At 50.6% G+C, this 13,912-nt stretch carries 12 protein-coding genes, 1 tRNA gene and 2 pseudogenes; 8 read left to right on the top strand and 7 right to left on the bottom strand.

All coding sequences use genetic code 11. The annotated features are described in order from the left end of the window. Positions 1-75 precede the first annotated feature (75 nt). Complete coding sequence (locus P0Y67_RS14550; protein WP_342392444.1) at positions 76-786, bottom strand: hypothetical protein; 711 nt, start codon at positions 784-786, stop codon at positions 76-78. 514 nt (positions 787-1,300) lie between these two features. Between P0Y67_RS14550 and P0Y67_RS23025 the strand changes: the two are divergent. Beyond that, positions 1,301-2,011 (top strand): annotated as a pseudogene (locus P0Y67_RS23025) (PDC sensor domain-containing protein); the annotation flags it as partial. Then, positions 2,003-3,184: pseudogene (locus P0Y67_RS23020) on the top strand (methyl-accepting chemotaxis protein); the annotation flags it as partial. The pseudogenes P0Y67_RS23025 and P0Y67_RS23020, both read left to right, overlap by 9 nt. Positions 3,185-3,305: 121 nt before the next feature. Here P0Y67_RS23020 and kdsA read toward each other — a convergent pair. From kdsA to hemA, 6 genes are all read right to left on the bottom strand, one after another. Continuing rightward, complete coding sequence (gene kdsA, locus P0Y67_RS14540) at positions 3,306-4,157, bottom strand: 3-deoxy-8-phosphooctulonate synthase (protein ID WP_218383897.1); 852 nt, start codon at positions 4,155-4,157, stop codon at positions 3,306-3,308. Between the two features lie 44 nt (positions 4,158-4,201). Continuing rightward, complete coding sequence (locus P0Y67_RS14535; RefSeq protein ID WP_046221536.1) at positions 4,202-5,014, bottom strand: SirB1 family protein; 813 nt, start codon at positions 5,012-5,014, stop codon at positions 4,202-4,204. A 4-nt stretch (positions 5,015-5,018) separates the two neighbouring features. Further along, entirely contained in the window at positions 5,019-5,399 is a 381-nt protein-coding gene (locus P0Y67_RS14530) for a SirB2 family protein (protein ID WP_027253821.1), read from the bottom strand. 50 nt (positions 5,400-5,449) lie between these two features. After that, positions 5,450-6,295 carry a peptide chain release factor N(5)-glutamine methyltransferase gene (gene prmC / locus P0Y67_RS14525; protein ID WP_342392442.1) on the bottom strand — a complete coding sequence of 282 codons (846 nt, stop codon included), beginning with the start codon at positions 6,293-6,295 and terminating at the stop codon, positions 5,450-5,452. Next, a complete protein-coding gene (prfA, locus tag P0Y67_RS14520) occupies positions 6,295-7,383 on the bottom strand; it encodes a peptide chain release factor 1 (protein ID WP_342392463.1) in 1,089 nt (362 codons plus the stop codon). The genes prmC and prfA overlap by 1 nt, the downstream gene beginning before the upstream one ends. Before the next feature lie 93 nt (positions 7,384-7,476). Beyond that, positions 7,477-8,751, bottom strand: a complete 1,275-nt coding sequence (gene hemA / locus P0Y67_RS14515; RefSeq protein WP_342392441.1) for a glutamyl-tRNA reductase — start codon at positions 8,749-8,751, stop codon at positions 7,477-7,479. A 290-nt stretch (positions 8,752-9,041) separates the two neighbouring features. Here hemA and lolB point away from each other — a divergent pair, with 290 nt between their 5' ends. From lolB to P0Y67_RS14485, 6 genes are all read left to right on the top strand, one after another. Then, positions 9,042-9,707: a lipoprotein insertase outer membrane protein LolB gene (gene lolB, locus P0Y67_RS14510; RefSeq protein ID WP_342392440.1), complete on the top strand. Its 666-nt coding sequence runs from the start codon at positions 9,042-9,044 to the stop codon at positions 9,705-9,707. A gap of 18 nt (positions 9,708-9,725) precedes the next feature. Continuing rightward, the gene (gene ispE / locus P0Y67_RS14505; RefSeq protein WP_342392439.1) at positions 9,726-10,589 is read left to right on the top strand and encodes a 4-(cytidine 5'-diphospho)-2-C-methyl-D-erythritol kinase; all 864 of its coding nucleotides are present in this window, start codon (positions 9,726-9,728) and stop codon (positions 10,587-10,589) included. A gap of 31 nt (positions 10,590-10,620) precedes the next feature. Then, complete coding sequence (locus P0Y67_RS14500; protein WP_337112985.1) at positions 10,621-11,568, top strand: ribose-phosphate pyrophosphokinase; 948 nt, start codon at positions 10,621-10,623, stop codon at positions 11,566-11,568. A gap of 125 nt (positions 11,569-11,693) precedes the next feature. Continuing rightward, positions 11,694-12,284: an aminoacyl-tRNA hydrolase gene (pth, locus tag P0Y67_RS14495; protein ID WP_342392438.1), complete on the top strand. Its 591-nt coding sequence runs from the start codon at positions 11,694-11,696 to the stop codon at positions 12,282-12,284. A gap of 70 nt (positions 12,285-12,354) precedes the next feature. Then, complete coding sequence (ychF, locus tag P0Y67_RS14490; protein ID WP_161446164.1) at positions 12,355-13,446, top strand: redox-regulated ATPase YchF; 1,092 nt, start codon at positions 12,355-12,357, stop codon at positions 13,444-13,446. Between the two features lie 276 nt (positions 13,447-13,722). Beyond that, positions 13,723-13,799 (top strand) — tRNA-Met (locus P0Y67_RS14485). Positions 13,800-13,912 lie beyond the last annotated feature (113 nt).

Here is a 13,912-nt window from a genome sequence, read left to right as displayed (position 1 = left end):
AGAGTGCCGTATCAACAGCACTCTTACATCATTAATGCATCATCAAACAGATCAGATACAAACGTATCAATGCATTCAGGATGCTTTTCTCAATGCTTGATAATTTTTCAGTTTACCTGACAGAAAATGAATAATGTCATCGCAAAGACTTTCCTTGTCCGCCAGATATTCCAAAATGGTTTCATCAGAAGCGATGGTGGCTGAATCGCCAAAAATCGACACACCTTCCAGTGATTTTGTCGATAGTCCTAATTGCAGCAGGCGATACTTTACTTCGTCTTGTGACTGGGCCATGTGATAAACAGGGCTGTTATAGGTAATACCGAATCGTTTCATATAATCGACGAAATATTCTTTTGCGACTAAACGCTGCTCTGGAAATTCTTTCTGGTATTCAACGATACCGTCATTAATAATATCGATACCATTTCGGGTGCAATAATCGATCACATGGGCATGAATCGCCATTTTTTCACCCAGTAATATCAGGTTTTTCTTGTACCTGGCAAAATCGCTTTCAATATTCTCTATTGCAATACTTCTGAAACTACCACTGATATCTACCACTTCATGCGTTAGCACCAAATCACCAAATCTGTCTTTCAGTTCCTCTACACGTAAAGGCAATAGCTTTCTGTGTAGCCCACAACCACTATTGGCAGTAAACAAGTGAACCGAAATGCCGTTTAACATTAAATAACTGGCGGCAAGAGTACTGTCTCTCCCACCGGTAAACATAACGAGTTGCGGGCGTTTCCCATCTTCATAATTTGTCTTTATATTCATTGTTACATCCTTGTTATATGACCAAAACAACGGATGCTATATTCAATAATGATAATAGTCAAAAATATGCACTTATTGATAATTAAGAAGTTATTTTACCCATTAATAACAATTTAAATATTAAATGAGTATAATCATGGAAATCAGATATTTAAACACAAGTTACTTTGCTGTGTTTTATATCACTAATAAAGCTCCGATAATATATTGTTTCATTTTTACGTTTTTTATCAGATGTAATAGTTGTTACAACTGTAAGATCATGTTAAACAAAACATTCTCCTTTATCTTATCCTGTCCGTCTTAACCCCCCGCTGCAAGCACCTCAAAGTGACAAATTTTCAACCAAAAAAGCGTCAATAATCAGTCATGTTAAAAAGTTAAATTTCCATATACAACCGTCGTATAGCTATATAGAATTCTCCGTATTGTTTTTCTTCATTTGTCACACTTTTTGTGCAACGAAAAGTAAAAACATTGATATCAGCTTCCGTTCCATCCATCGAGACTCATCATGAAACTGACCCTAAAGCAAAAACTCATAGGAGCCAGCTTATCTGCCGTCGTGGTTATGGCAACCGCGCTGACATGGCTGGCCGCAAACCAACTTTATCAACAGACACAAAACAGCATTTTTAGCCGTGCCGACAGCTTGAGCAAAACCGCGACTAAAGGGATCAGTGACTGGATTGAGATCCGTCGCAGTATCACCAGCGCCATCAAACCTTACCTGGAAACCTCAGACCCTGTGCCATACCTGCAGCAGGCGCGCATCGCCGGTGGCTTTGATGAAATGTATTTCGGCACAACCGCCGGTGAAATGTTCCGCTCCTACCCTGAGCGAAACCGGGCAGGTTACGACCCCCGCCAGCGCCCCTGGTATATAGACGCCAAATCAGCTAACAAGCCGATCATTACAACTGCATATCGTGATGCCATTACCAACGCGTTACTGGTGACTCTGGCTGAGCCGGTCAAAAAGAATGGCCAGCTTGCGGCTGTTATTGGTTCCGATGTACTGATTGATCAGCTGATTTCCGATGTGATCAGCCTGGATGCAGGTAAGAATGCCTACGCCATGCTCATCAACTCGCAGGATAATACCTTCCTGGCCCATCCTAATCAGTCTTTGCTGCTGAAACCTATCGATGGTTACACTGAAGAGTTGAGCATCAGCCAGATTCAACGTTCGGTGAGCAACAGAACGGTATTGAACCAGACGATTCAGGGTGTGGATAAACTGTTGTACTTTGCGCAAGTTCCCGGCACGCCGTGGATTCTTGGCCTGGAAATGGACAAGGCCACCGAAGAAGCCAGCCAGAGTCAACTGCTGAGCCGCCTGATCATCACCTCCATCCTTATTACTCTGATTGTACTGGCAGCTGTCGCCTGGCTGGTCGGATTCCTGTTCCGCGACCTGAGCCGTGTGTCTGACGCACTGGCCGAGATTGCAACGGGTGAAGGGGATCTGACCCAGCGCCTTGAACCACGCAGCGACGACGAAGTCGGACAGCTGGCACATAACTTCAACCGCTTTGTCGGCAACATGCATGGCATGGTAACGCGTCTGCGCGATGTCTCTCACTCGCTGACGTTGCAGGCCCATCAAACCGCCTCACAAGCAGAAGAGCGCAGCACACGTATCCGCCACCAGCAGGATGAGATCAACATGGTGGCAACTGCCATCAATGAAATGGCCGCTGCCACACAGGAAATTGCCGGTAATGCCGATAACACGGCCCGCACCTCGACCGAAACGGTTCAGGCGGCAGAACACGGTGCCGAGCAGGTTGACCAGAGCCAGAACTCGATTACCAATCTGGCCGGCGAAGTGGAAACCGCGACAGACGTCATTGGTGAGCTCAATACCCATGCGCAGAGCATTACCACCATTCTGTCGACCATTCAAAATATTGCAGAACAAACCAACCTGCTGGCGCTCAATGCTGCCATCGAAGCCGCCCGTGCGGGTGAGCAAGGTCGTGGCTTTGCCGTCGTGGCCGATGAAGTGCGGGTATTGAGCCAGCGTACTCATGCTTCTACGCAGGAAATTCAGCAAATGATTGAAACCCTGCAACAAACGACAGGACGTGCTGTCGGCATTATGGGCGACAGTCGCCGTTTGGCTGAAACCAGTGTGGATGATGCCAATGCCGCTTCAGCCAGCCTGGCGCAAATCATCTCGGCCATTACCAATATCAGCGACATGGCGACTCAGATAGCTTCTGCCGCAGAAGAGCAGTCTTCTGTGACCTCTGAGATCACGCGTAACACTGAAGGGATCCGTGACGTTTCTAACGAGCTGGCTCAGGAAGCAAGTGAAGCGGCGCAGCAAGCTTCTCAGCTGTCAGAGCTATCTCACGAGCTGCAGCAGGAAATCAGCCGCTTTAAGCTATAAATAGCATTCAGCGGACAGAAAAAGGGGGTGTCAGTCATGACACCCCCTTTTGTTTTTCTCTGATCGTTTATCTCAGGTCGTCTCCGGCAGTCACCCTGCTCAGGTTCTGCCTGTAACAGCCTTATGCAATGTCGATGGCTTCGAAACTCTTCACCAGATCATCAAGCTGTTTGATCTGAGCAAGGAAGGGTTCCAGCTTATCCATAGGGAATGCGGAAGGGCCATCGCAGCGAGCGGCATCCGGGTTGGGATGCGCTTCCATGAACAGACCAGCGATTCCCGCCGCCATACCGGCACGCGCCAGCGTCACCGTTTGCTCACGGCGACCACCGGAGGCAGCACCCAGCGGATCGCGGCACTGCAGTGCGTGGGTGACGTCAAAAATGATCGGACTGCCTTTGGAAGCTTTCTTCATGACATCAAAGCCCAGCATATCGACAACCAGATTATCGTAACCGTGCAGCGCACCACGCTCGCAGAGAATAATCTGGTCGTTGTTACATTCCGCAAATTTCTCAACGATATTACCCACCTGACCCGGACTCATGAACTGAGGCTTCTTCACGTTGATCACGGCACCGGTTTTGGCCATCGCTTCAACCAGATCGGTCTGACGAGCAAGAAATGCCGGCAGCTGAATCACATCCACCACCTCGGCAACAGGCTGACACTGATATTGTTCATGAATATCAGTGATAATTTTCACGCCAAAGGTATCTTTCAGCTCCTGAAAGATTTTCAGGCCTTCTTCCATGCCAGGGCCACGATAAGAATGGACCGAAGAACGGTTCGCCTTATCAAAGGAAGCCTTAAATACATAAGGAATGCCCAGCTTTTCCGTTACTTTGACATAGTGCTCACAGATCTGCATCGCAAGATCACGCGACTCCAGCACGTTCATGCCACCAAACAGCACAAAGGCTTTGTCGTTAGCGACATCAATGTCGCCAATACGAACCACTTTCTGTTCCATGATGCTACTCTTCTTCTCTGTCATTTGGTCTGTTCCGCAGGCTTTCAGTGAAGGACCTGCGGGTTTGCATTCAAGACTTTCACTTGCAGTTTCAGCAATTCTGCGGCCGGATCTTCCGGACACTGCTCAATAAAGTAGGCATAGTCCATAGCAGCGGCATGACTGCACTCTAATTGCTGATAAATATAGCCGCGATCGCGAATTTCATGGGGATCGCCCGGACGCAGCGACAAGGCCAGATCGCTGCAGCGTAATGCATCGGCATATTGCTCTTCTCGCAGCAAAGCACTTTTTAGCACCGTCAGCCATCGTGCCAGCACATCTGTATGGCTGGTGGTGGTGAGATAGCTTTCGCGCCAGGGTGCCAGCGGGCCTTTGTGCCCACGCAGCCAGGCACTGAGTGTCTGGCGGCTGACAAATTCACCGTCAAACGGATTAATAAACTGAGGCTCACTGTTGGGCCAGTCGACACGCAGAATATACTGAGTGGGAAAAGCCACACCGGTGACAGGTAACTCCAGATGCTGAGCCAGATAAATCATAATGGCCCCCAGACTGACCGGAATGCCTTTACGACGCTCAATGACCTTATCCAGATAGGCATTTTCAGCCGCATAGTACTGATGGCGATCACCGCAGAAACCCCACTCGCGGTAAAACAGGCGCAGCAGCCCCTCTAATCGCAGATGGGGATTGGTTTCTGACATCAGTGCCGCCTCGACATCTTTTGCCATTTTTTGTAATTGATGGCGTACCCAGGCAACCGGAAAATCCGGCTCCAGATCCACCATGATCTCAATGGCACCCTCAACCAGCGCAGACGCTTCGAAATCTCTGTCTTCATCGGAGAAATACATGTCTTTACCCCAGCAACGGCATTTTCGTGACCGCCAGTTTGCCGGCCATTGCCAGCCAACCTAACGCACCGAGAAAAGCAAAGGTTTTAAACACTTTGTTCTTGCCGTATTTCAGCGCGAAAAAGCCAAGCGCGATATAAGCCAGCACACAGGTCAGCTTTTCATTCAGCCAGCCAGCGCCTGCCGTGAAAGGAGTAAAGCCGGTGTACATCACCAGGGCGACGCCACTCAGCAACAAGAAGGTATCAACAACATGTGGCGTTATTTTCAGGGCTTTTTTCTGCATCAGCGCTGAATCTGCCATCATCAGGCCAAATCGCACCACAAATAACAGCACGCTCATGGCGATAATGGTCAGGTGAAAATGTTTTAATGCTATGTACATCTGGTTTTTCTCTTTATCGTTTCCTTCGAATCATGAATGGCCAGACGGCCTCAGACAGACCAGCAGCCTAAGCTTACCCTGTCTTGTCCTGCATAATCCTGAACGGTTATCACTTGTTGATAACCTAAATGGTAAAAAATGCCCCGTACGGCCTCGCCCTGCTGATAGCCATGCTCCAGCAGTAACCAGCCACCAGGCGTTAAAAATGTCCGGCTTTGTGCACAAATATGGCGGATGTCCGCCAGGCCTGCGTCTTCTGCGACCAGTGCGGTTCGGGGTTCGAATCGCACATCCCCTCTTGCGAGATGCGGATCGTTGGCATCAATATAAGGGGGATTGCTGACAATAACATCAAAACGTGCATTGTCCGGCAATGGATTAAACCAACTGCCGCATAAGATACGCACATTCTGCAATTGCAACGCGCGTCGATTTTCTTCCGCCAGTGCCGCCGCTTCCGGGCGCAAGTCGATGCCAGTGAACTGACAATCCGGGCGCTCAGAGGCCAGAGACAGAGCAATCGCCCCGGTTCCGGTACCTAAATCGAGTACCGACGCCGCTGCAGGCATTTTCTCCAGCGCCGCTTCCACCAGGCGTTCCGTGTCCGGACGCGGGATCAAGGTATGCGGTGCCACTTTCAGCGGCAGTGACCAGAATTCGCGCTCACCTGTGATATAGGCGACCGGTTCGCCCGATTCACGACGCGCCAGCAGCGCTGAAAACGCAGCAGACTGCTGGTCAGTCAGCACTTTTTCAGGCCAGGTCAGCAAGTAGCTGCGGGGCTTATCCAGCACATGACACAACAAGACCGCAGCATCAAGCTGCGGACTGTCAGAGCCGGCGTTCATCAGTTGGGTTGCCGCTTGCTTAAGCGCAAGCTCAATGGCGGGATTCATCAGTGCTGATCAGCCATGGCCGCCAGCAAATCCGCCTGGTGTTCCTGCACAACAGGATCAATCAGGCTTTCCAGCTCACCTTCCATCACTTCATTCAAGCGATAGAGGGTCAGGTTGATCCTATGATCAGATACCCGGCCTTGCGGATAGTTATAGGTACGAATGCGATCAGAGCGATCGCCAGAGCCCAGCAGGTTACGCCTTGTACTGGCTTCCTCTGCATGGCGCTTCTCTTCCTCGGCCTTGATAATACGGGCCGCCAGCACAGACATGGCTTTCGCTTTGTTTTTGTGCTGCGAGCGCTCATCCTGACACTCAACCACAATGCCAGTTGGCAGGTGGGTAATACGAATGGCAGAATCCGTGGTGTTAACGTGCTGACCACCGGCACCGGAGGCGCGGAAAGTATCAATTTTCAAATCACCGGCATTAATTTCCGGGATTTCCGCTTCCGGGATTTCCGGCAGAATGGCCACAGTACAGGCAGAAGTATGAACACGGCCCTGAGATTCCGTCGCCGGCACACGTTGTACCCTGTGTCCGCCTGACTCGAATTTCAGAATACCGTAGGCCCCTTCACCGCTGATTTTGGCGATCATTTCTTTATAGCCACCGTGTTCAGCCTGATTCGAGCTCATCACTTCCACCCGCCAGCGGCGGCTTTCAGCAAATTTGCTGTACATGCGGAACAAGTCGCCGGCAAAAATACCGGCTTCATCACCACCGGCACCGGCGCGGATTTCGATGAAGCAGTTGCGTTCGTCATTGGGATCTTTGGGCAGCAGCAAAACCTGCAACTCGTCTTCCAGACGCTCGATAGCCTCTTTCGCCTGCTTGATTTCTTCCTGCGCCATTTCGCGCAATTCAGGATCCTCTTCTGCGGCCATTTCTTCCGCGGTTTCCAGATCAGTCAGCACCTGCTGGTAAGCACGAAAACACTGACTCACTTCCTCTAGCTGCGAATATTCGCGAGACAAAGCCCGGAATTTATCCTGATTGGCAATGATAGTGGCATCGCCCAGCAAATGCTGCACTTCCTCGTGGCGTTCAACCAGGGATTCTAATTTCGCTAAAATGGACGGTTTCATCATGTGTACAACATCAGATCCTAACAAGGATCCGCCTTAAACCGGTTCGGCAAGGCGCGATCATAAAAATTAATGCATGTGAAAAACGCTGAGTCAGTCAGCCGACTGGTCTTTCAATGCACCTAAGCCAAGCGTTTCACGAATAAGGGCCAGTTTTTCAGGCTCGCCATCATGGGCGGCTTGCTGCATGGCCTTAGTCGGCGCATGAATGAGCTTATTCGTCAAACGGTTGCTGAGCTCTGCCAGCACTTTTTCCGGTGCACTGCCGTTCGCCAGCGCTTGCAGGCTGCGGCTCAGTAAATCATTTTTAATGTCATCGGCGTAGCATCGGTACTGGCGGATACTGTCTACCGCTTCCAGTGAGCGTAACCAACGCATAAAAGCCGCGCTCTCTTCACTGACTATCGCTTCTGCCTGGATCGCCGCCACTTTTCGCTGCTCGCGATTTCGCTCAACAATACTTTCCAAATCGTCCACTGAATATAAATAGGCATCATCCAGCTCGCCGACTTCGGCTTCGATATCCCTGGGTACAGCGATATCGACCAGCAACATAGGTTGATGACGGCGCTTTTTCAGCGCTTTCTCAACCATGCCTTTGCCCACAATCGGCAGAGGGCTTGCTGTGGCACTGATAATGATATCCGCATTATGAATATGGTCCGGAATCTCCGGCAAACTAATCACTGCTGCGCCAAATTCATCTGCCAGCACCTGAGCACGCTCCGGGGTGCGATTGGCAATCATCAGACTGCGGCAACCGTGTTCCACCATGTGCCGGGCTACCAGCTCTGTGGTCTCACCGGCGCCGATAAGCAGCACTCTTGCCTCACTCATCGACTCAAAAATCTGTTTGGCCAGGGTGCAGGCCGCAAAGGCAACCGACACCGCATTGCCACCGATATCCGTTTCGGTTCTGACGCGCTTTGCCACCGAAAAGGCTTTCTGAAACAGTTTTTCCAGCATGCCATCCATAGTGTCATGGTCGCGGGAATCGGAATAAGACTGCTTGACCTGTCCCAGAATCTGCGGCTCACCCAGTACCAGCGAATCCAGACCACATGCCACCCGCATCAAATGACGCACCGCGGCCTGCTCTTCGTGGAAATAAAGGCTGGACATCAGCTCTTCCGCTGACAGGTTATGAAAGCGGCTGAACCAGTCAATCATCACACCGGGCCCGCTGTGACTGACATCACAGTAGATCTCCGTGCGGTTGCAGGTAGAAACGATCACACCACTGTTGACTTCCGGATGCTGAGCCAGAGTCTGCAAGGCTTCGGTCAGTTTTTCCGGCGAAAAGGCAACACGCTCGCGCAGGTCTACAGACGCTGTTTTGTGATTGATTCCTAATGCAAGCAAGGTCATGGAGATGGTGTTACCTACTACCCGATGATAAAGATCCAGCAGGTCATTTTACTTGATGACCCTGCGTAATAAAAGGATATGACTCGATTCTGCCTGTCAGCGCATCTTTTTATCGCGCTGACGTCAAAACAAATCCTGACTTTACAGACAAATACCCGAAATGTCATGAAACACTTCTCTCCCTCATCTGGTTACCCGGTTCGGCCAGGAAAGAGATTTCATCAGGCAAGTCATGCTATGATTCTTTTACTTCCACATTATTCAGTTACCTGTCGTATAAGGGACATGCTATGCGAATGGCGTTTGCGCCTCTTTCTTTGCTCTCGTTTCAGTTACCGCCGATCTTGGCTCGAAAAAGCCAGCCGCATAAAACACGATTTCTGGCAGTATTGGCTCTGTTGATAACCGGTTGTACCACGACCCCACCAACCGGCAAAGTCACCGACTGGAACAGCCACAGGCAAGCATTGTCCGCGGTCACCGCCTACCAGGCAACAGGTAAGCTGGGCTACATCAGCCCGGCGCAACGTTTCAGTGCCAATCTGAACTGGAAAACCAATCCGGGTGCCGATCATCTGCTGCTGACTAACTTTCTCGGCACCACATTACTCAAACTGGACGCCCAGCCCGGACGTGCGGTGCTGATTGATAATGAAGGCCAGCGCCATCAGGGCAGCGATGCGGCTCAGCTGGTCTTATCGCTGACCAATATTGCCCTGCCCGTTAACCAGATGCGAGACTGGCTGCTCGGCCTGCCGACTGGCGCGGATACCTATCAGCTCAATGCACAAAACCGCGTTGCTTACTTAACCAAACAAGTGGGTAATCAGCGATGGCAACTGGACTATAACGCCTATGATGATACAACGTCGCCCGCTTTGCCTTCCCGGTTAGTCCTGTCGCAAGGCAAACAGCGAGTTACCCTGATAATCAACCGTTGGCAAACCCAAAAATAATTGACGCGCATTCAAAAAATGATCACACACACTACAAGCTGGCCAGCACCCGCTAAACTTAATCTGTTTCTCTACATCACAGGGCAACGTCCGGACGGTTATCATGAACTGCAAACCCTGTTTCAGTTTCTAGATTACGGCGATACCTTGGCCATTACGGCGCGAGCCGACAGCCAGATAACCCTGACCTCGGCTATCGAGGGTGTGCCATTAGCACAAAATCTGATTTACCGCGCCGCGGATGCCCTGCGCAAAAAAACAGGTATTCAGGCTGGAGCAGATATCAACATCCAAAAGATTTTACCTATGGGTGGCGGTCTGGGCGGCGGTTCATCGAATGCGGCGACAACTTTGGTCGCATTAAACTATTTGTGGCAAACCGGATTAAGCGCTGACGAGCTGGCCGAGATTGGCTTGACGCTTGGGGCAGATGTGCCCGTGTTTGTCCGTGGTTTTAGTGCCTTTGCCGAAGGGATCGGCGAAAAGCTTCAACCCGCGCAACCAGAAGAGAAATGGTATCTGGTCGCCAAGCCTGATGTCGCCATTGCAACCGCAGATATTTTCACTGCGACGGACTTAACCCGAAACACACCAATACGGCCTTTATCTGTGTTATTAGCCGGCAATTACGAAAACGATTGCGAAAAAATAGTCAGAAGAATTTACCCTGAGGTTGATAAGGCGCTTTCGTGGCTGTTAGAATACGCGCCGTCGAGATTGACCGGCACTGGCGCTTGTGTTTTTGCTGAATTTAGCTCTCAGCAAGCGGCTACTGCAACCCTGAAAAAATTACCCGACTGGCTCCAAGGTTTTGTCGCCAAAGGGGTGAATCATTCACCTTTGATGACCGCCCTGAGCGGACATGCTGCGGAAAGTCAGTAAATACAACTTGGACGCAATTGAGGTTTACCCCGTGCCTGATATGAAGCTGTTTGCTGGTAACGCTACACCAGAGCTAGCCCAACGCATCGCTGACCGTCTTTACATTTCACTTGGAGACGCGACAGTGAACCGTTTCTCCGATGGTGAAGTCTGTGTTCAGATTAATGAGAACGTCCGCGGCAGCGACGTCTTTATCATTCAATCGACTTGCGCCCCAACCAACGATAACCTGATCGAACTGGTCGTTATGATCGACGCCCTGCGCCGCGCTTCTGCTGGTCGTATCACAGCGGTTATCCCTTACTTTGGCTATGCCCGCCAAGATCGTCGCGTCCGTTCTGCTCGTGTGCCTATTACTGCGAAAGTTGTGGCTGATTTCCTGTCCAACGTGGGTGTTGACCGCGTGCTGACTGTTGATCTGCATGCCGAGCAAATTCAGGGCTTCTTTGATGTGCCGGTAGACAACATCTTCGGTTCACCCGTCCTGCTGGAAGACATGCTGGCAAAAGAGCTGATAGATCCAGTCGTGGTTTCTCCAGACATCGGTGGTGTGGTCCGTGCCCGTGCAACGGCCAAACTGATGGATGACACAGACATCGCTATCATCGACAAGCGTCGCCCACGCGCCAACGTGTCACAGGTTATGCACCTGATTGGCGATGTTGAAGGCCGTGACTGCATCATAGTTGATGACATGATCGACACCGGCGGTACCCTGTGTAAAGCTGCCGAAGCGCTGAAAGAGCGTGGTGCTAAACGTGTATTCGCTTACGCAACGCACCCGGTATTCTCAGGCAACGCGCCGGAAAATATCAAAAACTCTGTGATTGATGAAGTGATCGTCACTGACTCTATCCCACTGTCTCAGGCAATGCTGGATACAGGCAAAGTCTCTGTGCTTACTCTGTCAGGCATGCTGGCTGAAGCCATTCGCCGCATCAGCAACGAAGAGTCTATCTCTGCGATGTTTGAGCACTGATAGCTCAGTAAAAGCAATAAAAACAAACACGCCCCGCCCTGTGCGGGGCGTGTTTGTTTTTATTTATCTCTGCAGCAGTGTTAACATAGCGCGCGATTTGATCCCGATGACATAGAGAGACCAGCGTGAGTCAAAAAATCCGTTTACTGGTTGGCCTGGCAAACCCAGGTCCGGAATATGCCAAAACACGCCACAATGCGGGGGCCTGGGTCGTGGAAGAGCTGGCACGGATCCACAACATCAGCCTCAAAAACGATCCCAAGTATTTTGGTTTAACCGGCAGGATCCAGCTCAATGGTGACGATCTGCGTTTGCTGATCCCCACCACCTTTATGAACCTGTCTGGTAAATCCGTTTCGGCACTGGCGAATTTTTTTCAGATAACACCGGAAGAAATTCTGGTTGCCCATGATGAGCTGGATCTGCCTCCTGGCATCGCCAAGTTCAAACAAGGCGGCGGTCACGGTGGCCATAACGGGTTAAGGGATATCATCAGCAAACTGAGTAACAACAAAAACTTTTACCGTCTTCGGGTGGGCATTGGTCATCCCGGCGACAAAAATAAAGTGACCGGCTTCGTATTGGGTAAAGCCCCCGCCAGCGAACAATCTCAGATTGACGCTGCGGTAGACGAATCCGTTCGCTGCCTTGATATCTGGCTGAAAGACGGCCTGACCAAGGCACAAAACCGGCTACATTCATTCAAAGCCGAATAAGTTCATACAGACTTTTTCATCATCCCGCACTATGCCGGATGCCGGAAACATCACTAAAGGGTTTCAAGCCATGGGTTTTAAATGTGGTATCGTGGGCCTGCCGAACGTAGGTAAATCCACACTTTTCAATGCGTTGACTAAAGCGGGTATCGAAGCCGCTAACTTCCCGTTCTGTACGATTGAACCAAACACGGGTGTGGTGCCTGTACCGGATCTGCGTCTGGATAAGCTGGCTGCCATCGTCAACCCGGAACGTATCCTGCCTACCACTATGGAATTCGTGGACATCGCCGGTCTGGTTGCCGGTGCGTCCAAAGGTGAAGGTCTGGGTAACAAATTCCTGGCCAACATCCGTGAAACCGATGCGATTGGCCACGTTGTTCGCTGCTTCGAAAACGACAACATCGTGCACGTTGCGGGCAAGATCAACCCATTAGCAGACATCGAAATCATTAATCTGGAACTGGCTCTGGCGGATCTGGATACCTGTGAGCGAGCCATTCAGCGCCAAGCCAAACGTGCCAAAGGCGGTGATAAAGACGCGAAATTCGAAATCACAGTGCTGGAAAAAATGCTGCCAACACTGACTGAAGGCGGCATGGCGCGAGCTGTCGAGCTGACCAAAGAAGAAAAAGCCGCGATTGATTACCTGAACTTCCTGACTCTGAAACCGACCATGTATATCGCGAACGTCAGCGAAGACGGTTTTGAAGGCAATCCGTTCCTGGACATGGTGATTGAGCACGCCAGCAAAGAAAACGCTGTCGTGGTGCCTGTCTGTGCGGCTATTGAATCTGAAATTGCTGAACTGGATGACGCGGATCGTGAAGAGTTCCTGGCAGATCTGGGCATTGAAGAGCCTGGCCTGAACCGTGTTATCCGCTCGGGCTACGAGCTGCTGAATCTGCAGACTTATTTCACGGCCGGTGTCAAAGAAGTTCGCGCCTGGACTATCCCAATTGGTGCAACCGCACCTCAGGCTGCCGGTAAGATCCACACCGACTTTGAAAAAGGCTTTATCCGTGCCGAAGTGGTCGGTTATGAGCACTTCATCGAGTTTAACGGTGAAAACGGCGCGAAAGAAGCCGGTAAGTGGCGTCTGGAAGGTAAAGATTACATCGTTAAAGATGGCGACGTCGTCCACTTCCGCTTCAATGTATAACTTGAAGTCAAAACCTCTGCAAAACATCTGATAAAGGGCCGGCTTCTGCCGGCTTTTTTATTTTCACTGTCCCGCTTGCTGCTTTTTTACCCTTGAAATCACGCATCTAGCATGGCATTCGGCCATTTCGTCCAAATAACCATCGAACAGGCAGATTTTACGGGGATAATTAAAAAAACTATTGACGCTCAAAGCTGGTATACGCATAATGCGCCCCGTTCCCGAGACAGCAACCCTGTATTGGACAGCGCCTGCGCTGGCTGTTTCGGACACGTTGGCTACGTAGCTCAGTTGGTTAGAGCACATCACTCATAATGATGGGGTCACAGGTTCAAATCCCGTCGTAGCCACCATATCACCACTTGAAATGGTGATAAAAAACAGTAAGATGCGGAAGTGGCGAAATTGGTAGACGCACCAGATTTAGGTTCTGGCGCCGCAAGGTGTGAGAGTTCAAGTCTCTCCT

The organism is Photobacterium sp. SP02, assembly GCF_038519165.1.
Taxonomy (GTDB): domain Bacteria; phylum Pseudomonadota; class Gammaproteobacteria; order Enterobacterales; family Vibrionaceae; genus Photobacterium; species Photobacterium halotolerans.
This window is presented reverse-complemented; position numbering and strand designations above follow the sequence as displayed.

What these genes read in the sequence shown, in the direction of transcription:
- hemA (WP_342392441.1), bottom strand. Translation starts at nt 8,751, where the DNA reads ATGACCTTGCTTGCATTAGGAATCAATCACAAAACAGCGTCTGTAGAC.
- lolB (WP_342392440.1), top strand. Translation starts at nt 9,042, where the DNA reads ATGCGAATGGCGTTTGCGCCTCTTTCTTTGCTCTCGTTTCAGTTACCG.
- ispE (WP_342392439.1), top strand. Translation starts at nt 9,726, where the DNA reads ATGATCACACACACTACAAGCTGGCCAGCACCCGCTAAACTTAATCTG.
- P0Y67_RS14535 (WP_046221536.1), bottom strand. Translation starts at nt 5,014, where the DNA reads ATGTATTTCTCCGATGAAGACAGAGATTTCGAAGCGTCTGCGCTGGTT.
- P0Y67_RS14530 (WP_027253821.1), bottom strand. Translation starts at nt 5,399, where the DNA reads ATGTACATAGCATTAAAACATTTTCACCTGACCATTATCGCCATGAGC.
- kdsA (WP_218383897.1), bottom strand. Translation starts at nt 4,157, where the DNA reads ATGGAACAGAAAGTGGTTCGTATTGGCGACATTGATGTCGCTAACGAC.
- P0Y67_RS14550 (WP_342392444.1), bottom strand. Translation starts at nt 786, where the DNA reads ATGAATATAAAGACAAATTATGAAGATGGGAAACGCCCGCAACTCGTT.
- prmC (WP_342392442.1), bottom strand. Translation starts at nt 6,295, where the DNA reads ATGAATCCCGCCATTGAGCTTGCGCTTAAGCAAGCGGCAACCCAACTG.
- prfA (WP_342392463.1), bottom strand. Translation starts at nt 7,383, where the DNA reads ATGAAACCGTCCATTTTAGCGAAATTAGAATCCCTGGTTGAACGCCAC.
- ychF (WP_161446164.1), top strand. Translation starts at nt 12,355, where the DNA reads ATGGGTTTTAAATGTGGTATCGTGGGCCTGCCGAACGTAGGTAAATCC.